This window comes from Acinetobacter sp. (assembly GCF_041919735.1).
Classification (GTDB): Bacteria; Pseudomonadota; Gammaproteobacteria; order Pseudomonadales; family Moraxellaceae; genus Acinetobacter.
Genome location: NZ_JAYRTF010000008.1, coordinates 77,798 through 98,402 on the forward strand (window position 1 = coordinate 77,798; position 20,605 = coordinate 98,402).

Below are 20,605 nucleotides of genomic sequence, written 5' to 3' on the forward strand. Positions count from 1 at the left end.
TATGAGTTTAAATTGTCCTTATTGCTTATCGGATCAGGTCATTCAAGTGGTCAATCAACAGGTGAATGGAACTGATTCATCAGGCTTAGCAGCATCTGCATCATTCGCAACCATTGGTGCATCCATCTCAAAGAGCCTACCTTTGCCTGTATCACCGCTACTTGGTGGGCTTGCAGGAGCAGTGATTGGTGGTCTATTCAGTAGTGTGTTTGATGAGCCTAAAAAGCCTGTCACCATGACCTACTATCATTGTAACCAATGTCAGCAGAACTTTCGTTGAGTCAGCATAGGAGATCAAATCAATGGCACATCAAATTGAGCAAATCGCCTATGTTGGTGAAACCCCTTGGCATGGGCTAGGTAATCAACTCGGTCCAAATCAGCCACTCGAAGTTTGGGCACAGCAAGCAGGGATGGATTGGCGTATTGAATCATCCGATGTCAGTTATATGGCAAAGAATGAACGTGGTCAGAGCATTATCATGTCGTTTGAAGAGCAGCGTGTCTTGTATCGCTCAGATACACATGCTCCATTATCGGTTGTGAGTCAGCGTTATCAGGAAGTACAACCGAAAGAGATTTTGGAATTCTACCGTGATCTGACTGAGCAATCAGGTTTTGAATTAGAAACCGCAGGGGTTCTGAAAGGCGGTAAGAAGTTCTGGGCTTTAGCACGCACAGGACAAAGCACCGCTTTAAAAGGTAAGGATGTCAGTAATGGCTATATTCTACTTGCTTCTGCATGTGACGGTACATTAGCAACCACAGCTCAATTCACCAGTATTCGTGTGGTCTGCAACAACACACTTGCTATTGCTTTAAAAGGAGCGATAGCGAGTGCGGGTGTGGTCAAAGTACCTCATAGCACCAAATTTGATGCAGAGAAGGTTAAACAACAATTGGGTATTTCAGTTCGTGCATGGGATGAACATATGTATGAAATGAAACAGCTCTCACAGCGTAAAATCAGTCAGTCGGAAGCTAAGGCTTACTTTGATGCAGTGTTCAACAACAGCACCATGTCAATTTCTGATCCTGAAGAGAATATCATTCAGTTCTATCGTCAGGTCGCAAGTAATCCACCACAGCAAAACAAAACTGAGCCAAATGGAAGAGCCATGACCAAAGCACTCGACATGTTTAATGGTCAGGGACGAGGGGCTGATCTTTCATCTGCCAAGGATACGGCTTATGGCTTACTGTGTTCGATCACAGAATTTGTAGATCATGAACGTCGCGCCATGAGTACAGATCATCGTTTGGACTCAGCATGGTTTGGAGCTGGCGCAGGTCTTAAACAACGTGGGCTAGAACAAGCTTTGTCTTTGATAGCCTAAGCCCATTAAAACCTAACCCCTCAAGTCGCAACAATCGCTGATCACAGCACACACGTAAACCCCCCAACTTTTAAAGCACAATCAATCATCGTTATAAGCATGCATATAGCCATCCCCGACCTCGTGTCGGGGGTGGCTATTTTATGCACTTTTTTACAAGAACTGGAATTTATAAGGATACAACTATGAATCAAATTGCACCGATTTCAAATCAGCCTCGGCAGGCTGATGTTCAAACCATAATGAATCCACAGACAACAGCCAAGCGACTAAGCTCTGCAAAACGCTTAGTCAATACCAAAGATATGGCTTATCAAGACTGGCTCGAAGTCCGTAAGCAAGGCATTGGCAGTAGTGATGCCGCAACAGCATGTGGCTTAAACCCCTATATGTCGATGCTGGAACTCTGGCTAATCAAAACAGGTCGTCAAACTCAATCTATTGAAGATGAAAGCACAGGTGTTGCGCCACTCTATTGGGGAAAACAGCTTGAACCCTTAGTCGCTGAGTATTACAGCATGCATACCGATAATAAGGTGCGTCGAGTCAATGCCGTGTTACAGCACCATGATCCTGACAAGCATTTCATGCTGGCAAACTTGGATTACTCCGTTGTCGGTAGTGAAGAAGTGCAGATCCTTGAATGTAAAACAGCAGGGGAGCATGGAGCTAAGCTGTGGCGTGATGGTGTACCACTTTATGTCTTGTGTCAGGTGCAGCACCAATTGGCAGTGACAGGAAAACAGGCAGCCCATGTTTGTGTATTGCTCTGTGGACATGAAACCAAAATCTTTAAAGTGACTCGTTCTGAATCTGTGATTGAACACATCATTAGTGCAGAACGATATTTCTGGGAGTGTGTAGAAAAGGATACGCCACCATCTGTCGATGCAAGTGAATCGGCAGCCAAAGCGATTCAACAACTGTATCCGGTCCATATACCGCTAACAGTTGAAGACCTATCTCAGAATGAAACAGCCAATCTCATGTTCGATAAGCTGATAAAACTGAAAGAAGAGATTCAGCATAAGCAAGAACGCTTCGATGAACTTAAGCATCAGATCCAAATGATGATGAGGGATGCTGAACGTGCCACCTTTGCTCATGGTTCTGTAGTCTGGAAGAAAGCCAAGGACTCTATCAGCCTAAATACCAAGGCATTGCTTCAGCACCAGCCTGAACTCATCGAGCTTTATCCACTTCAAAAGCAGGGCAGCCGTCGCTTCAACATCTATACTGATTAAACCTACTTCATTTCATCAAATCCAAAATGCACAAAAATCGCTCCCCGCTCTCTACATCATGTGTAGAGAGCAAATCGGTCACGATCTTTGCAGCCAGCAACTAACTTTTCAATATTTGGGTAACTTATTTGGCCCGTACTCTGGCCTACATAGAAGCACTCAAATATGTAAGGAATTAAATATAGGAATATCAAAATGATTAAAGGTCTAGCAATTACACCACCAGTGCTTGGGCGGATCAGCATTGGGCGAGTCGTGGAAAAGAATGGCAAGCGTCTGCCTGAAAAAGATGATCAATTCACCATTACCTCACAAATTCAAAATAAAGAAGGTTGGGTTAAACATCCGCTTGATGAACAGCTTCGAGCCAATGCACCCAATCAAAAGCTGCGCTCGATCCCAGTCAGAATGATCTTTAATGATCCTGATCTGAACTTAAGAGCAGAGTACACTTTGTTTGATCGTCAGACGGGGCGACCTGTTTGTATGGGGGATGGTCAAACCTGTCAGCGACTCACCAGTCAAGGTGTAGAACAGCATCCTTGTCCTTCACCTGATCTTTGTCCATTGGCTCAAGGAGGGCATTGCAAGCCATACGGACGTTTGCATGTGAACTTAGATGAATCGGATGAATTCGGTACATTCATTTTTAGAACAACGGGTTTTAATAGCATTCGGACTTTGGCAGCTCGGCTGAGTTATTACCATGCTGCGTCGAATGGTCTGCTTTCGTGTTTACCGTTACAACTGACATTACGAGGTAAGAGCACAACACAGAGCTATCGCCAACCCGTGTACTACGTGGATTTAACTTTAAGGGATGGGATCAGTCTGAATGAGGCCATTATTCAGGCGAAGCAGATTGATGAGCAGAGTAAGCAGGCAGGATTTTATCAGGAGGCAGTTGATTTTACGGCAAAGCAGGGCTTTGCAAATGGGAAGATGGAGGTCGATATGGAGGAAGGCTTGGATGTGGTCGAGGAGTTTTATCAGCCTGTTGAGGGGCAGCAGATTGAGGAGGCTCAGACTGCGTTTAATATCCAGCAGGGATTGAAAGGATCAGTGACGGTTTTGAACTAAATGGCACAGAGTAAAACCTTACGAGATTGCCGTATCTCATGAGCGAGTTGCTCAAAATCATGAGATAGGAGTAAACATCATGAACGCATTTGTTGGTCAAACTTTTCAAATGAATCAAATCGTTAATATTAAAGATGTCATCCAATTTACAAGTATTAGTCGAGCTAAGATCTATGAAATGATTAATGAAAAATCAAAATACTACGATCCTACTTTTCCTCGACCTGTACGTTTAAGTGAATCACGTATCGGCTGGTCAGCTTGGGAAGTGCATCAGTGGATTGAAGACAAGTTGGAAAGTCGTGAGTAAAAATGGGAGCTTCGGCTCCCTTGTTTTTTAAATGGATTGCTACACTTAAATGGTAGTAAATTATCTTTGAGTATATCGGTATAAATAGCGGCAATTTTTTTTGTTAAAATAACTTATATTATTGATATTAAAAAATTTATATTTTTTTTATTTCGGCAAAAATAACCTATAATGATTTCAGTTGTTTTGTTAAGGTGGTTAAAGTGGATATTACCCCTATAGCACGTGTGTACTCACCTGAGCTTGAAGAGAAATTATTAGAAATAGCTCGTTTGGATGCGCAGTTGGATGCTACTGTGCCTGTCACTATTCGTGAGTCGGTAGAAGGCTTACTTCGAGTAGTGAACTCGTATTACAGTAATAAAATCGAAGGTAACCCGACTAAGCCAAGTGAATTGATTGCATTAGTAGATGATTCAACAGAGCATAAATCAAAAGGGCTTTTGGAAATTAAGCGTCATATTGAAGTTCAAGTGAAGCTTAATTTTGAGAATAACCCTCAGGAAGATGTAGCGAAGCAAGACTTTATAAAAGCAATCCATAAAGCTTTCTATGCTGAATGTACCCCTGATGAGCTTTTAGTTTCATCTAGCGATAACGCTAAGATTTATGAAATTGAACCAGGCGAATATAGGGTTACGGATGTTGTTGTAGGACAGCACAGACCTCCAAAACCAGATTTAGTGCCTACCTACATGAGTTGGTTTGCGAGTGCTTATAAAATTGAATATTTGCATGGCTTAAGTAAGTACTATGCTATGGCCGCATCGCATCATCGCCTTGCTTGGATTCATCCATTTTTGGATGGCAATGGACGGGTAACACGTTTATTTACTGATTGCTTTATGCGAGCCATTGGTTTGAAAAGTTATGGATTATGGTCAATGTCTCGGGGTTTTGCTCGATCGAGTGAACAATACTATCGTTACCTATCGATTGCTGATAGGCCACGACAAGGCGGAGAAGATGGCCGTGGAATCCTATCTGATGCGGGTTTAGTAAGTTTTACTGAATATTTTGTGGATGTCGCAATTGATCAAATGACTTACTTCACCAGTCTTTTAGAGCCTTATAAACTGGAAGAAAGAATCAATGTTTATTTCCAATTACGCTTTAATGGTGGTTTGTTTGACAGTAAAGGCAAACCATTAAAAAAACTGCCATTGGAAGCGAAAGATATTTATAAAACGCTTTTATACAATGGCCCGCATACGCGTAAAGAGTTGCAAGATAAGTTGCAAGTGAGTGAACGGAAACTGAGGGATATCATTACGGAAATGGCTAAAGATCATTTGATCTTTGCTCCACCTAAACGGCCTTTGCAAGTTCGCTTATCACCACATGCTGTTGAGGTTTTGTTTCCTTATCTATTTCAATAGCTAAAAAGCATAATGAATAAACGACCAATAACGTTAGCACGACATGTGCTGACGTTATTTTTTTTATCTATAGAAAATCTATACTTATTTCAGGCACAATCAAGCTAATTTAAAAATGCTATAGCTTTCACGCTTTGGAAATTGCTGATGTCGAATAATAACTTTTCTCAAATTGCAGCCTTCATTTGGTCGGTTGCAGATTTACTTCGTGGTGACTTTAAACAATCGCAATATGGACGTGTCATTTTACCGTTTACTTTATTGCGCCGCCTAGAGTGTGTCCTTGCGGAAAGTAAAGCTGCGGTTGTGGCAGAGCATGAAAGAATTCAGCCACTTAACTTACCTGAAGAAGCGCAAGAAAAGTTCTTATTACGTGTCACTAATGAATTGGCATTCTTTAATACCTCGCCTATGGATTTGGGCAAGATGGGTCAAACCGATATTAAAGCCAATCTCAAAACCTATGTGCAAAGTTTTTCTAAAGATGCACGTGAGATTTTTGAGCATTTTAAATTTGATGAATTTGTCGGTTTACTCGATGATGCCAACTTACTCTATAAAGTCGTCAAGATGTTTGCCACGACTGATCTCAGTCCTGAAGCTGTTTCTAATCATGAAATGGGCTTGGTCTTTGAAGAGTTGATCCGTCGTTTTGCTGAAGGTTCGAACGAAACTGCAGGGGAGCACTTTACCCCTCGTGACATCGTGCGCTTAACCACATCACTGGTCTTTATGGAAGATGATGAAGCTTTAAGTAAAGATGGCATTATCCGTACTATATATGACCCAACGGCGGGTACAGGCGGTTTCCTATCTTCAGGTATGGAATACGTACTAGAGCTAAATCCTAAAGCTGTGATGCGGTCTTTTGGTCAGGAGCTAAATCCTGAGTCTTATGCTATCTGTAAAGCAGACATGCTGATTAAAGGTCAGGATGTTAGCCGAATCAAACTCGGCAATACTTTATCCAATGACCAACTCTCACAGGATAAATTTGATTATATGCTTTCCAATCCACCTTTTGGTGTGGACTGGAAAAAGATTGAACAAGATATTAAGGATGAGCATCAGGTCAAAGGCTTTGATGGGCGTTTTGGTGCCGGCTTGCCACGTGTATCGGATGGTTCTTTACTGTTCCTGATGCACTTGATTAGTAAAATGCGTAATCGTGATCAAGCGAATGATCAAGGTAGCCGAATCGGAATTATCTTGAATGGTTCACCGTTGTTTACCGGTAGCGCAGGCAGTGGTGAAAGTGAAATCCGTCGTTATATTCTAGAAGCTGACTTGCTTGAAGCGATTATCGCTTTACCGAATGACATGTTCTATAACACCGGAATTGCCACCTATATCTGGGTACTCAGTAACAAGAAAGATGCTGAGCGTAAAGGAAAAGTACAGCTGATTGATGGGAGTAATCTGTACAGCAAAATGCGTAAGTCTCTCGGCTCTAAACGTAATGAGATGAGCGAAGACGATATCAAGACCATTATCCGCAGCTTTGGTGACTTCGAAGTGATGGACGCCCGCACACTGGATAAACCAGCAGAAGTTAAGTCTAATCGTGGTCGCCAGTCTGCTAATCCTAAAAGTGAGCCTGCCAAAACCTTTGCCAGTAAAATTTTTAACAGCTATGAGTTCGGTTATCGCCGCGTGACCATTGAACGTCCATTGCGTTTATCGGCACAGATTACGAGTGAGGCGATTGCTTCTTTACGTTTTGCACCGAAGCCATTTAATGCGGTGATGCAAAGCATTTATGAGCAGTTTGGTGCGGCATGGACCGATGCAGCTACAGAGCAAAGCTATGGTGATTTATCTGAGGTTGCGCTTGAAGTGCGTGCCTTGATTAAAGCTGAATATCCCGAGCTTAAAGAAAAAGACATTAAAGATGTACTGGATAGCAAAATCTGGTTATTCCAAAAAGAACTGATGCAAAAGGCTCAAGCCTTACAAGAGCACATTGGCACGGCGCAAAGTGACGACTTTAACCAGTTTGATGAAAGCTTAAAGCAGGCCTTTAAAGCCCTTGATGCTCAGTTTGCCATCAAGCTCGACAGCAAAGAGAAAAAACAATTCCTCGATGCGATTAGCTGGAAAAACCCTGAAGCGGAACCCGTGATTGGTAAAGTGGTAAAAGGTGCTGAAAACCCGCTTTATGGTCAGTTTAGCTATAAAGGCAAAGTGGTTGAGTTTGTACAGGATGGTGATTTGCGTGATGCGGAAAATATTGCATTGAATCCAAATGTAGACACCACCGATTTAATCGAGTCTTATTTTAAACGCGAAGTGCAACCGCATGTGCCGGACGCGTGGATGAATGCCGATAAGCGTGATGATAAAGATGGCGAGATTGGCATAGTGGGTTATGAGATTCCGTTTAACCGTCATTTTTATGTTTATCAACCGCCGCGTGATTTAAAACAGATTGATGCGGATTTGGATGCGGTCAGTTCTGAGATTATGAAGCTTCTTCAAGAGGTGCGTTCATAATGATGAAGTATCAGAAATATGCGGAATATAAGGACTCAGGAGAATGGCTAGGTGAAATACCTTCACATTGGGATATTCAACCAACTAAACGCTTCTTTAGATTGATAACGGAGCCAGCACCAGATAATAATAATCATGAATTATTATCTGTATATACGGAAATTGGTGTTAAACCAAGAAAAGAACTTGAACAAAAAGGTAATAAAGCTACAACGACAGATGGTTATTGGCTCGTTAAAAAAGGTGACATTGTAATTAATAAGTTATTGGCATGGATGGGTGCAGTAGGTTATTCAGAATATGACGGTGTAACTAGTCCTGCTTACGATATTTTGCGTCCAACTAAGAAATTAAATCCTAAGTTCTACCATTATTTATTTAGAACCAAAATTGCAAATATGGAATTTAAGCGTTGGTCTAGAGGAATTATGGAAATGCGTTTACGACTATATTTTGATGAGCTTGGTCGAATTTCCATGCCTTTCCCAACCTTTGAAGAACAAAATAAGATAGTTGATTTTCTCGACCATGAAATAACACAAATTGACAGCCTGATTGAAAAACAACAGCAGTTGATTCAATTGTTAAAAGAAAAACGTCAAGCAGTGATTGGCCATGCTGTGACTAAGGGATTAAATTCTGATGTTCCGATGAAAGATTCTAGTGTGGAGTGGTTAAGGCAAGTGCCTGAGCATTGGGAGGTTGGAAGATTAAAAAATGTTTTAAGTATTAAAAATGGACGGGATTATAAAACTGTAGAAGTAGAAGATGGTGGATATCCTGTTTATGGCTCAGGAGGAGTTTTTAAGCGAAGTTCAGCATTTCTATATGATGGAATTTCTCTGCTTTTTGGGCGAAAAGGTACGATTGATAAACCATTATTAGTTCAAGGTAAGTTTTGGACTGTAGATACCATGTTTTACAGTGAAATAGATCCGAAGTTTATTCCTGAATATATTTATTATCAATCATTAGGGTTTCCATTTGATAAACTGTCAACAAATACAGCTCTACCAAGTATGACTCAAGAGGATCTTCTCAATTTAGGATTTGTCATTCCTTCTAAAGATGAACAACAAAGAATTGTTGAATATCTTAAAAATTATATAGCTAAAAATAGTGCTTTAATGATTCGTGCTAATAAAGCCATTCAATTGATGCAAGAACGCCGCACAGCACTTATTTCCGCAGCCGTCACAGGAAAGATCGACGTACGCAACTGGCAAAACCCAACTGAGGCTAAAATGGAGTTTAGCGCATGAGTTTAGATGCTACTCGGGAAAATAATTTCCAAAACGACATGATTCAGCACATGCAAGCCAACGGTTGGGTATTGGGTACAGCCAAACACTACGACCGTGAAAATGCACTGTATCGCGCAGACGTTCTAAACTTTGTACAAACGACGCAGCCTGAAGAATGGAACAAGTTTTGCCAGAACTATCCTGTCGACTCAGAACAAAAATTTATTGATGCCTTGGTGGTACAACTCAAAAAAGCCGACATCAATGCCACCGATCAAGCTTCACGTAGTTACGGCACCTTGGGCGTGTTGCGTCATGGACTGAAAATCCGTAATGCCCGTTTTAAACTGTGCCAGTTTAAACCTGAGCATCATCTCAATGCCGAGACCTTGGCACGTTATGAACAGAACATTTGCCGTGTAGTGCCGGAGTTGGTCTATAGTCCATACGCGACAAAAGCAGAATTAGAAAGTACCGGTGTGCAAGCCAAAAAATGGCGCATCGATCTGGTACTGTTTATTAATGGCTTACCAGTCTCTACGCTAGAGCTTAAATCTGAATTTAAGCAAACTGTACAAAATGCGATTACCCAATATAAAAAAACGCGCTTGCCGAAAGACCCTGATACCAACAAGCCTGAACCACTACTGACCTTTAAACGTGGTGCATTGGTACATTTTGCCGTGAGTCAGTATGAAGTCTATATGACTACACATCTGGCAGGCGATAGCACCTTTTTCTTACCCTTTAATAAAGGTACGCATGACGGTGGTGCAGGCAATGATGCACCTGAAGACCAAACCCGCTATGCCACAGACTATTTATGGAATGAAGTTTTAACGCCTGATAATTTGCTGAATATTCTTGGACGTTTTGTTCACTTGAATATTGAAGACAAAGAAGATGCAGAAGGGCGTAAATACAAAAAAGAAAGCCTTATCTTTCCACGTTACCATCAGTGGAATGTGGTGACCAAACTGGTTCAAGATGCGAAAGAGAATGGCACAGGGCATAAATACCTGATCCAGCACAGTGCCGGTTCAGGTAAATCCAATTCGATTGCATGGACAGCGCATCAGCTGTCTACCTTGTACGATGAACATGGCAATAAACAGTTTGATTCTGTAATTGTGGTAACGGATCGCACCATCCTAGATGCCCAGCTACAAGATACGATTTATCAGTTTGAACATGCCGATGGCGTAGTGGGACGAATAAACAATAAAGAAGGCGATGGCTCCAAGTCAGAGAAACTGGCAACGTCACTGGAAAAATCTCAACCGATTATTATTGTCACCATCCAGACATTTCCCTTTGTCCTTAAAGCTATTGAAAACAGTACCGCACTCAAAGAAAGACGTTATGCGGTTATTGCCGACGAAGCACATTCATCCCAAAGCGGTTCAACAGCGCGACAACTCAAAGAAGTCTTGATGACTGAGAGCAGCGATGAAGATGTCATGCTATCCTCGGAAGATATTTTAGATGCAACCTTGGCAGCACGACGCGCAAATCCGAATGTTAGTTATTACGCCTTTACCGCAACCCCGAAAGCCAAAACCCTAGAATTGTTTGGACGTTGTCCAAATCCTTTGCTTCCACCGTCAGAGCAGAATAAACCTGAAGCCTATCATGTCTATTCCATGCGCCAAGCGATTGAAGAAGGTTTTATTTTAGATGTGCTGAAGAACTACACCAACTATAAAGTGGTGTATAAACTGACGCAAAAATTGGCAAGCAAAGATCAGGAAGTAGATGCTAAAAAAGCCAAGCTCAAGGTCAATCAATGGGTACGTTTACATGACCACAATATTTCACAAAAAGTAAAAGTGATCATTGAGCATTTTAAAAAGAATGTGATGGGCTTATTGGGGGGGCAAGCCAAAGCCATGGTCGTAACCAGTTCACGTAAAGAAGCTGTGCGTTATAAACTGGCCTTTGATAAATATGTAACTGAACAAGGTTATCAGTCGATTCAAGCCATGGTGGCATTCTCGGGTGAAGTTGAGTTTAACGATTCCGATCCCAATAGTAGTGCATTAGTCGGGCAAAAATTTACTGAACACAACATGAACCCGAATTTAAAAGGGCGTGAAATGCGTAAGGCATTTGACAGTGATGACTATCAGGTGATGTTGGTCGCCAACAAGTTCCAAACTGGCTTTGACCAACCGAAACTCTGTGCCATGTACGTGGATAAAAAACTCGGCGGGGTAGAGTGCGTACAAACCTTGTCTCGTTTAAACCGAACTTATCCGGGTAAAGCTGAGTCAGGCACTTTCGTGTTAGATTTCTTTAATGAACCTGATGAAATTTTAGAGTCTTTTCAACCCTATTATCAAACTGCTGAACTGGCTGATGTGACCGATCCAGATAAAGTCTTTGAGCTATTTAACAAACTCAAAAGCAATGGTATCTTTTTATGGTCGGAAGTTGAGCAATTTGCCACGGCATTCTTTAGTCGTAATAAATCCAATGCAGTACTGGCAAATATCTGTAAGCCTGCCATTGAGCGTTGGCAGCAGCGCTATAACACGGCGATTGCTGCATACAGTAAAACCAAAGACATGCTGGAACGCTGTAAACAAAGCGGTGATGCGGTGTTGGTGGGTAATGCAGAAAAAGATTTTACTGAAGCCAAAAAAGCCAAAGATGAACTGGAAATCTTTAAAAAGGATTTAGGGACGTTTACCCGCTTTTATGAGTTCATGTCACAAATCGTGGATTATGATGATAAGGAGCTGGAGAAGCTGAGTCTGTTTGCGCGTAACCTAAGACCGATGCTGCGTGAAAATATCATCTTAAATGATGAAATTGATTTAAGTAATATTGAGATGAGTCACTATCGCTTGTCTAAACTGCGTCAGATTGATATTGAGCTACAAGCTAATAGTACCGAACATCTGCTAGAGCCAGGTAATGATGTCGGCAGTGCGACTGCTAAAGATAAAAAGGAAGATTTTTTATCCAGCATTATTCATCGTTTAAATGAAGTCTTTGTGACAGATAAGCTGACCGATCAAGACATGATTAATTACGCGAACACCATTGCAGACAAAGTCTATGAGAATAATGGAGTGATGTCGCAGATTGCCAATAACACACGTGAGCAAGCAATGCTAGGCGATTTCCCTCGTGCTATTGATGATGCCATTCTAGGCAGTCATGAAGCACATAGAGAGCAGATGATGCAATTGCTTTCAGATCCATCTAAGGCACATATTTTTGGTCATTTGATTTTTGATATGTTGGCGAATCGTGGGCAGATGCCGCTACGTTAGGAAATTAGAGCGTGCGGTATTTAAAAGGTGAATAATTTTAGAGAGGGAGAGGGGAAAGAAAATGCAAATTGATGCCCAAGTAAAAAGTATTTCAGATATTAATCAGTTCTTTATTGTTCCAGATTATCAAAGAGAATATGTCTGGAAAGTTAATGACCAAGTAAAACAATTCATCACAGACATAGATAATGCCTTTGAAACTTCAAGTAATGATTCGAGCTACTATTTAGGGTCAGTTATTATTGTTAAAAAAAATGATAATTATGATGTCATTGATGGTCAGCAACGTCTTACTACAATTGTATTAACTCTATGTGCATTAAAAGATTTTTTAGAGAGTATTACTCGTACTGAATCTGCTGAAAACTTCTATACTGCGATTAAATCATGGTTGTCGACTTTTAATATGAAAACGGCATCTCATCAAAACCGTGTAGAGTTGCAATACGAAGAAAGCCAAAATTATGTAGGCTATCTTATTCATAAAAAAGAATACAAAGGTAAGGTTACGCCATCTATTCAAAAAATGCAGGCAGCCTACGATGCGATGTATGAGTATGTTGGAAGTTTGAATAATGAAGGACAAGAGCATCTAGTTGATTTTATTACTTTCTTCTTCAATAAAATTGTCTTGGTTTTTATTGTTTCTGCAGATCTTCATGGTGCATTAAAAATATTTGAAACTAGTAATCAGCGTGGCGCAAGTCTAGATGCTATGGATTTGGTTAAAAATCTGATTTTTAGTGAAGCTAATGAAAAAGATTTTCCTGATATTAAATCTAAATGGAAAACGATTGTTGGAAATATTCATGCCTGTAAAGAAGGGGAGAATCCATTACGTTTTCTACGCTATTTTTTAATGGCGCGTTATTATAATAATGGAATTTTACGTGAGGAAGATATCTATAAATGGATTATTTCTGAAGGTGAGCCATTAATCAACTATAAAAAGAAACCAATAGAATTTGTGAATGCATTATTAAGTGCTTCAGAACGTTATTCAAAACTAGTTAACGCGACAAGTTTAGCTGACCATCATCAAACGTATCATGCTGTAATTAACATTGGCTACATTAATAAATATATGTCTAGACAGCACTTATTGCTATTGTTGGCATTAGATGTTAATTGTGAAGATGAAGTAATTAATTATCTGGCGAAACAGTTAGAAACTTTATTTTTCGTGAACAATACTTTAGGTATACAAGCTAAATATAATGAGAATAATTTTAGTATTTGGGTGCAATATTTCCGCGGTTTAAAAACCATTGAACAAGTAAAAGTTGCTGTGGAAAAAACCATTGCAAAATATATTACTAAAAAGGCAGCCGAATTTAAACAAACTTTCTTAATAAAACGTCATGATGCTTTTAATCCGTTGTATCGTTTACGTTATATTTTAGGTACTTTAGAAAATAAAGCAGCTGAACTTTGTAATATGCCACTGAAAGATCATGGATTTATCCAAAGTCTTCAAGTCGAACATATTTTACCTCAGACGCCTAAGGCAGATGTAATTCCTGAAGCATATGGAGCTGACTATTTAGAATATTCTAGTCAGGTTTACATGTTAGGTAACGTGACATTATTAGAAAGTCAGATTAATCAGGCAGTTAATAATTTTAATGACCTAAGTGCAGATTGGTTTAAGCAAAAGCAATCTGAATATAAAAATTCAGCACTAGTACTAAGCAAAATGCTAGATGATGAATTTAGTATTGGTAAAAATACTTCAACGAATCAATTTATCCATGATTATAACTATGCTTTTAATGAATGGAAAAAGGAACAGATTCACCAGCGTCAGCAAGTTTTACTGAATTTAGCTCTTTTGTCTTGGACAATTAATGGACAAAGAATAGACCAATATAAATTTACTGATGAAGATGAGCAACGTATAAACATAGATCAAGTTGCTGCAGAGGTATTATAAGGAAACTATAGGTCAAGGTGATATTAGGTTATTCTAACTAGCTCAACATATTGTTTAATTATTTATTAAAATAATATCTAAATTTTATTTCAGCAGCCACTTCGGTGGCTGCTGAAATAAAAAAACCTACCATAGAAACTTTTAAAAATTTTAAGTAGAAAAAATATTATCTCTGCAAAATAGCCATATAAAATGAACTTAAAAATTGAGTTTATTACATAGACTTTTACATCATCTTCCGCTTAGGGAAAGGCACAATTTTATTTCTTAAACTATCAATAAAATCTGACCATTCCTGCATCATCTTTACTCGATATTCTAAATGTTGTGCGTGGTTATACGCTTGAGAAACAGCATTACCGACTCGATGCGCTAACTGAATTTCAATAGCATCATGCATATAGCCTTGTTCATGAAGAGTCGTTGATGCAAGCCCACGAAACCCATGTCCAGTCATTTTACCGTTATAACCCATTGTGCGAATTACGCAGAGTAGGGCATTACTGCTCATAGGTCTGGCAGTGCTGTGGTTATAGAAAACGTATTGCTTATTGCCTGTAAGAGGTCTTAAGCCTTCTATTAATTCAATTGCCTGTCTTGATAAGGGAACGATATGAGGCTGAGCCATTTTCATTTTTTCAGCAGGAATACGCCATAAATGATTATCAAAATCAATCTCATTCCACTCCATCATTCTAAGCTCAGCGGTGCGTACAAATGTGAGAGTCATTAGTTGAATCGCTGTTTTGATCATTGGATTACCATGATAGTGATCCATACGCTCAAGGAAGGGTGGAAACTCAGAAATATCTAAGCGTGCCATATGCTTTGTTTTTCGCGGTTTTAGGGCCTCTCCTAAGTGTGGTGTAGGGTCATTCTCGATGAGACCTTTACGAATTGCGAAACGGAAAATCCGCCCAGCTAAAGGTATTGAACGCTTAGCCATTTCTTGTGCTCCTCTGGCTTCAATCTTTTTAGCACAAGCAAGCACATCTTTACCTTTGATTTGGTCAATCGGCATATTACCCAAAGCAGGGAAAAGGTCTTTCTCAAATACAGATAAGTCACGTAAATAAGTATTTACTTTAATTACAGCTTTACGGTCTTCCATCCACTCCATTGCAAGTGTTTTAAAAAGTGTATTTTCATCGGCCTGTAGTTTCTTTTGTTTCTTTGCTTCATTGGGATTAATCCCATCTTTTAGCTTTAATCGTGCTTCATCTCTTACTCTTCTTGCTTGGGCAAGCGTCGTATCTGGATATGTACCAATACTGAAAATATTCTCTTTACCATTGAAGCGGAACTTCATCCGCCAATGCATACCACCTGAAGGTGTTACCTCCAGATACATGCCTTTTTCATCAGAGTATTTAGTTTTTTTCTCTGACGGTTTGATTTTTCTGACTTGAGCATCTGTAAGCATTGCAATTTTTCCGCAGAATTGGGGGTATAATTTTGGGGGTAATTTATTATACCCTCAGTTATACCCCCAACTATATCAAGCTTGCAATAGACAAAGTGGATTGTATTAGACATAAAAAAAGACCTAAACCCTTTAGATTTAAGTCTTTTAAGATCTCATGAGACATCACGAGAATAGTATTTGGCGGTGAGAGAGGGATTCGAACCCTCGATACGCGCAAACGTATACACACTTTCCAGGCGTGCTCCTTCAGCCACTCGGACACCTCACCATCTGCGCCGTGGATAATACCCAAAAAAAATCATACTGCCAAGCTGAAACAATTGATTTAGAGAAAAACTTTTATCTTGATGGTATGATTCGCAAAAATGCTGTCTAAAATTGAAGACATAAATATGCAAAGTACTGCACAAAAAGCCGCACTGCCTGCTATTACCTTAGCAGCCTTAGGTGTGGTATTTGGAGACATCGGCACCAGCCCGCTGTATGCGCTGCGCCAATGCTTCCTCACCGCGCATCTGGCAATTTCAGAAGCTTCGGTGCTGGGTATCCTGTCGCTGATTTTCTGGTGCATGATGCTGACCATCAGCTTCAAATACGTCACCATCATCATGCGCGCAGACAACAACGGCGAGGGCGGCATCATGTCCCTGCTGGCGCTGAACCTGCGGACCACGCTCATCAGCGAAAATAAAAAAGTTTATTTGATTGCTTTGGGCTTTATCGGTGCATCGCTGTTCTTCGGCGACGGCATTATTACGCCGGCTATTTCAGTGCTGTCAGCGATTGAGGGCCTAAGCATTGCGACGCCGATTTTCAACCAGTGGCTGGAGCCGCTGTCGATCGGCATTCTGACGGGGCTGTTTCTCGTCCAGCGCCACGGCACCGGCACCATGGGGAAATTCTTTGGCCCGCTCACCTTGCTGTGGTTTCTGGCGATTGGCGGCTTTGGCCTGTGGAGCATTTTTCATACACCGCATGTGCTGCTGATGGTCAACCCATACTGGGCGCTCAGCTTTGTCTTTAATCAGCCCTACGTGGCTTTTTTAACCATGGGCGCAGTGATTCTGACCATGACCGGCGGTGAAGCTTTATATGCTGATATGGGGCATTTTGGCCGCCTGCCGATCCGTTTGGCTTGGTTTATTGTGGTCTTGCCGTGCTTATTGCTCAGCTACGCAGGCCAAGGCGCGCTGCTGCTGCGCAATCCCGAGGCCTTGGCCAATCCATTTTATATGCTGATTCCCGAATGGGCGCTGTATCCTATGATCGGCTTGGCGACGGCGGCTGCGGTGATTGCCTCTCAAGCGGTGATTACCGGCGTATTTTCAATGGTCAATCAGGCGATTCAGCTGCGTTATTTGCCGCGTTTGACGGTGCGGCATACATCTGATGTTGAACGCGGGCAAATCTACCTGCCATTCATCAACTGGACGCTGTATATTTCGGTGCTGATCCTGATTCTGCTGTTTGAAAACAGCGCCAATCTTGCCAGCGCTTATGGTGTGGCGGTGACCATGACCATGCTGTGCGGCACCATCTTGATTTCTATTCTGGCTTACGGCTTATGGCGCTGGCCGCTCTGGAAAGTGGCGCTGTTTGCCGTGCCTTTCCTGCTGATTGATTTGGTTTTTGTCGCATCAACCTCATTAAAAATTGTCTCGGGCGGCTGGGTGCCAATCTTAATCGGCGCAGCGCTGTTCACGATTTTAATGACATGGAAAGATGGCCGCGCTTTGGTGCTCAAGCGTTTGGAAAAAGATTCTTTGCCGATCGACTTGTTCATCAAGAGCATCAGCTTCAGCAATGAAACCAAGTTTGTGCCGGGCGACGCCGTCTTCTTAACCGGGACGCCGAATATCGTGCCGCATGCGATGCTGCATAATATCAAGCACAATAAAGTCCTGCATGAGCGCAATATCATGGTCACGGTGATTACGCGGGATATTCCTTTTGTGCCAGATGCAGAGCGCTGCTTTGTAGAAAAGCTGGATGACCGTTTTTACCGGATTAGCTTGGATTATGGCTTTAAAGATCAGCCGAATATTCCGCAGGCATTGGAAAAAGCGTATGAAAAGCTGGGCTTTGAGTTTGATTTAATGCAAATCAGCTTCTTTATTTCCCGTGACCGCATCATTCATACACTGGGTGAGGGCATGTCGCCTTGGCGTGAAAAGCTGTTTATTTCCATGCAGCGCAATACCAGCCCGGTCAGTGATTTCTATCAGATCCCGACCAACCGTGTGGTGGAGCTGGGCAGCCAGATTGAAATTTAGCGCATGGCTGTAAGCGGCGGTTCAGCTGTAAAAAAAGATCCAGTCTAAACGGCGGATCCAGCCAAAGAGCAAATAAAAAAACCAGAGTAAATCTCTGGTTTTTTTATTTGGGTTTTAGCCTTGGGCGCAAGCCGGCAGATTGCCGATTAGATTATTGCGCTGCAGGGTCTGCTGATGCTTCAGGCGCTTCTGGAGAGGCCTGAATGGCGCTGTCTGCGGCTGGCGCTTCCGGCGCTGCTTCGGCTGCGGCATTGGCATCAGGCATCGCTGCCTCTGCCGCTTGGTCTGCCGGCAAGTGATTGAGCGCTTCAGGCGCAGCGCTCAATACGCTGTCACTGCCTGCCGGTGCTTCCGCATTGATTGGTGCGTCAGCAGAAGATGCTAATTCAGGCGCGGCCTGTTCAGCTGCATTTGCGCTTTGATTTGCAGGCGCAAGTTCCGGCGCTTGGGCTTGAGCTGCTGCCTGCTCCTGATTCAGTGTACTTTGCGCATTTTGCGCTGCAGCGATATTTTCAGTGTCCGCGCCGGCTTGCTGTGCAGCCAAGTCCGCATTGGGTTCAGCTGAAGCCGCATCAGCCTCTGCAGCCGCTTGATTCGGGTCTAAAGGCTGATCCGCTGCAGGAGCCGGTTCGGCTGCGGGCGCATCCACAAGGCGGACTTGACCGCTGGCCACCAGCTCTTGAATAGAGCCCGGCTGGCCATTCACTGTGGTATTGACTTTAGCTTGAGACAGGCTTTCTAAGGTATCACCCGGCTGAATCGGCGGCTCCGCCATTACTGCGGCGCTCATGAACCCCGTCAGAAGGCCCAAACTGATCATCTTTGCTTTCGTATGCGCTTTAGCCTTGGTTTTTAAATGCATAACAACTCCAATTCATTATTCTTGCGTGCTTTCGTATTTTTACCTTGTCATAGTTATTTGGCTGCTTTCAATGAAACCTACGCAAAGGCTTCAATCTCACGCAGAAAATGAATCATAAGCGCGACATTTTGTTACACCGACTGGCGTATTGTTGGACAATTTTTGCATATTTGTTAATCAAGGCAATGAAAGCTCCATATACTTCATCTTGCGCGCTTGCTAAGCTCGTGAAAAATAGTTTTTTTTAATTTTAAATGTTGCAGGCAATGGCAAAAAAGAAAAGCAGTTCGGGAAATATTTTGACTCAGTTACTCAATCGCAATGGCGTCAAAATGATTTTAGGCTTAGTCGCTGCTGGAAGTTTTGCTTTTGCATTTGGCCAAGAAAAAATTCAGCAGTTTGCCGCTGCAGCTTCACCCTCCAATTCAGCCTGTTTGGATCAGTTCTACCGTGATGTTCCGCCGTACCTGATGAAGGACAGTCTGAATAAGCACAGTTATCCGCTGTGCTTTAACGGCTTTAATGTCATGTACTCCGGCGTATCCAAAACCCCGCTTTGGGTGGCGGAAGCCTTGACGCCAAGCCGCCTCAGCCAAAAAATTCCGCGCGAAGACAGTTTCCATGAAGAAAGCCGTGTCGATGCCGCACACCGTGCGCTGCTGTCCGATTACCGCGCTTCCGGCTATGACCGCGGGCACATGGCGCCGAATGCCGACATGCCGACCAAGGATGCGCAGTTTGACAGCTTTTCTTTGGCCAATATGGTGCCGCAGGCGCCGAAAAATAATCAGCAAGTCTGGCGTGAGCTGGAAGAAGCCACCCGCGCTGTGGTGACCCGGCAAAAGCAGGATGTATATGTGGTTTCAGGGCCTGTTTTCGCCGCTAAAAAACTCAAGACGATCGGCAAAGGCGTGATTGTGCCGACCGCCACCTATAAGGCGGTTTATCTGCCGAAAACCGGTGCGATAGGCGCTTACTATGCGCCGAATGATAATTCGCTGCAGGTGAAAGTTGTCAGTGTCTGCTATTTGGAAGAGCAGCTCGGGATCAATCTGTTTCCGCAGCTGACGGAAGAGCAAAAGCGCAATACCTATAAGTTGCCCTTAAAAGCCACAGCAGTGAAGGCGGCAAAACCGATTGAATATTCACATTGGGATGCCGAAAGCCAATGCGCTGAAGATGTTGACAATAGCGCGCTGCAGGCCATGCAGAAGCAATTCAAGCCATCCGGCAATAATGCAGCATCCGCTGAAGGCGGCGGCAGCGCATCTTCAGGCTTGGATCCTGCCTCTCAGGATGCGATTGTGAAACAGCTGATCGAGGCGCTGCTGCAGTATATTTTGCAGTTGTTGAAATAGGCATCCTGCATTAGCATGGGCAGCTTCCTGATTTGATAACAACAAGATAAGAGAACAAGATGTTTAAGCCTTATGAAAACGGCACGGAATCGCATGCCATCCATGATTTGACCCTTGAAAATGCCGAAGACTGCGTCAGCCTTTACGGCAATCTGCAGCTGACCAAAGATCAGGCTGGCCTGGCTGCGGCAAAGGCTTTGCAGGCGCTGCTGAACGATGTAGTCCGTGCGCTGGAAAGCGAAGCGGATTTGCCGGAGAAGATTGCGCACCATGACGGCGGGGAAATTGAAAATCCATTTCTTTGAGCTTTGCTGCATGCCGGCGCTGAAGATTCATCCGGTTTTTTAATATAGACCTGCAGAAAAAAAGCGCAATTTATTGCGCT

At 42.5% G+C, this 20,605-nt stretch carries 15 protein-coding genes and 1 tRNA gene; 13 read left to right on the forward strand and 3 right to left on the reverse strand.

Features of this window, described 5'->3' with window-relative positions; all coding sequences use genetic code 11:
- Nucleotide 1 precedes the first annotated feature (1 nt).
- The 10 genes from ACE3T3_RS06495 to ACE3T3_RS06540 all read left to right on the forward strand — a co-directional run bounded on the left by ACE3T3_RS06495 (nt 2) and on the right by ACE3T3_RS06540 (nt 14,301).
- Nucleotides 2-280, forward strand: coding sequence for a hypothetical protein (locus ACE3T3_RS06495; protein WP_374665207.1), 279 nt, complete (start codon nt 2-4; stop codon nt 278-280).
- A 22-nt stretch (nt 281-302) separates the two neighbouring features.
- The gene (locus tag ACE3T3_RS06500) at nt 303-1,337 is read left to right on the forward strand and encodes a DUF932 domain-containing protein (RefSeq protein ID WP_374665209.1); all 1,035 of its coding nucleotides are present in this window, start codon (nt 303-305) and stop codon (nt 1,335-1,337) included.
- A 185-nt stretch (nt 1,338-1,522) separates the two neighbouring features.
- Nucleotides 1,523-2,581 (forward strand): YqaJ viral recombinase family protein, encoded by a 1,059-nt coding sequence (locus ACE3T3_RS06505; protein WP_374665211.1) that lies wholly within the window; start codon nt 1,523-1,525, stop codon nt 2,579-2,581.
- A gap of 195 nt (nt 2,582-2,776) precedes the next feature.
- Nucleotides 2,777-3,661, forward strand: coding sequence for a hydrolase or metal-binding protein (locus ACE3T3_RS06510; protein ID WP_374665213.1), 885 nt, complete (start codon nt 2,777-2,779; stop codon nt 3,659-3,661).
- A 79-nt stretch (nt 3,662-3,740) separates the two neighbouring features.
- Complete coding sequence (locus ACE3T3_RS06515) at nt 3,741-3,971, forward strand: helix-turn-helix transcriptional regulator (RefSeq protein WP_374665215.1); 231 nt, start codon at nt 3,741-3,743, stop codon at nt 3,969-3,971.
- 203 nt (nt 3,972-4,174) lie between these two features.
- A complete protein-coding gene (locus ACE3T3_RS06520; RefSeq protein WP_374665217.1) occupies nt 4,175-5,350 on the forward strand; it encodes a Fic family protein in 1,176 nt (391 codons plus the stop codon).
- Nucleotides 5,351-5,497: 147 nt separating this feature from the next.
- Nucleotides 5,498-7,843, forward strand: coding sequence for an N-6 DNA methylase (locus ACE3T3_RS06525; RefSeq protein WP_374665219.1), 2,346 nt, complete (start codon nt 5,498-5,500; stop codon nt 7,841-7,843).
- Nucleotides 7,843-9,105, forward strand: a complete 1,263-nt coding sequence (locus ACE3T3_RS06530) for a restriction endonuclease subunit S (protein WP_374665221.1) — start codon at nt 7,843-7,845, stop codon at nt 9,103-9,105. Before ACE3T3_RS06525 ends, ACE3T3_RS06530 begins: the two co-directional genes overlap by 1 nt.
- On the forward strand, nt 9,102-12,368 hold the full coding sequence (locus tag ACE3T3_RS06535) for a type I restriction endonuclease subunit R (RefSeq protein WP_374665223.1): 3,267 nt from the start codon (nt 9,102-9,104) through the stop codon (nt 12,366-12,368). Before ACE3T3_RS06530 ends, ACE3T3_RS06535 begins: the two co-directional genes overlap by 4 nt.
- A gap of 61 nt (nt 12,369-12,429) precedes the next feature.
- A complete protein-coding gene (locus tag ACE3T3_RS06540) occupies nt 12,430-14,301 on the forward strand; it encodes a DUF262 domain-containing protein (RefSeq protein ID WP_374665225.1) in 1,872 nt (623 codons plus the stop codon).
- A gap of 226 nt (nt 14,302-14,527) precedes the next feature.
- Here ACE3T3_RS06540 and ACE3T3_RS06545 read toward each other — a convergent pair whose 3' ends face one another.
- Together ACE3T3_RS06545 and ACE3T3_RS06550 are read right to left on the reverse strand one after the other, a co-directional pair.
- Complete coding sequence (locus tag ACE3T3_RS06545) at nt 14,528-15,724, reverse strand: tyrosine-type recombinase/integrase (protein WP_374665227.1); 1,197 nt, start codon at nt 15,722-15,724, stop codon at nt 14,528-14,530.
- 181 nt (nt 15,725-15,905) lie between these two features.
- Nucleotides 15,906-15,995: transfer RNA gene (locus ACE3T3_RS06550), tRNA-Ser, on the reverse strand.
- 124 nt (nt 15,996-16,119) lie between these two features.
- Here ACE3T3_RS06550 and ACE3T3_RS06555 point away from each other — a divergent pair.
- Nucleotides 16,120-18,000 carry a potassium transporter Kup gene (locus tag ACE3T3_RS06555; RefSeq protein ID WP_374665316.1) on the forward strand — a complete coding sequence of 627 codons (1,881 nt, stop codon included), beginning with the start codon at nt 16,120-16,122 and terminating at the stop codon, nt 17,998-18,000.
- A gap of 151 nt (nt 18,001-18,151) precedes the next feature.
- On the opposite strand, the gene ACE3T3_RS06560 is transcribed toward ACE3T3_RS06555, so the two are convergent.
- The gene (locus tag ACE3T3_RS06560; protein ID WP_374665229.1) at nt 18,152-18,862 is read right to left on the reverse strand and encodes a hypothetical protein; all 711 of its coding nucleotides are present in this window, start codon (nt 18,860-18,862) and stop codon (nt 18,152-18,154) included.
- 266 nt (nt 18,863-19,128) lie between these two features.
- Between ACE3T3_RS06560 and ACE3T3_RS06565 the strand changes: the two genes are divergently transcribed.
- Together ACE3T3_RS06565 and ACE3T3_RS06570 are read left to right on the forward strand one after the other, a co-directional pair.
- A complete protein-coding gene (locus ACE3T3_RS06565; protein ID WP_374665231.1) occupies nt 19,129-20,220 on the forward strand; it encodes a DNA/RNA non-specific endonuclease in 1,092 nt (363 codons plus the stop codon).
- Between the two features lie 59 nt (nt 20,221-20,279).
- The gene (locus tag ACE3T3_RS06570) at nt 20,280-20,525 is read left to right on the forward strand and encodes a hypothetical protein (protein ID WP_374665233.1); all 246 of its coding nucleotides are present in this window, start codon (nt 20,280-20,282) and stop codon (nt 20,523-20,525) included.
- Nucleotides 20,526-20,605 lie beyond the last annotated feature (80 nt).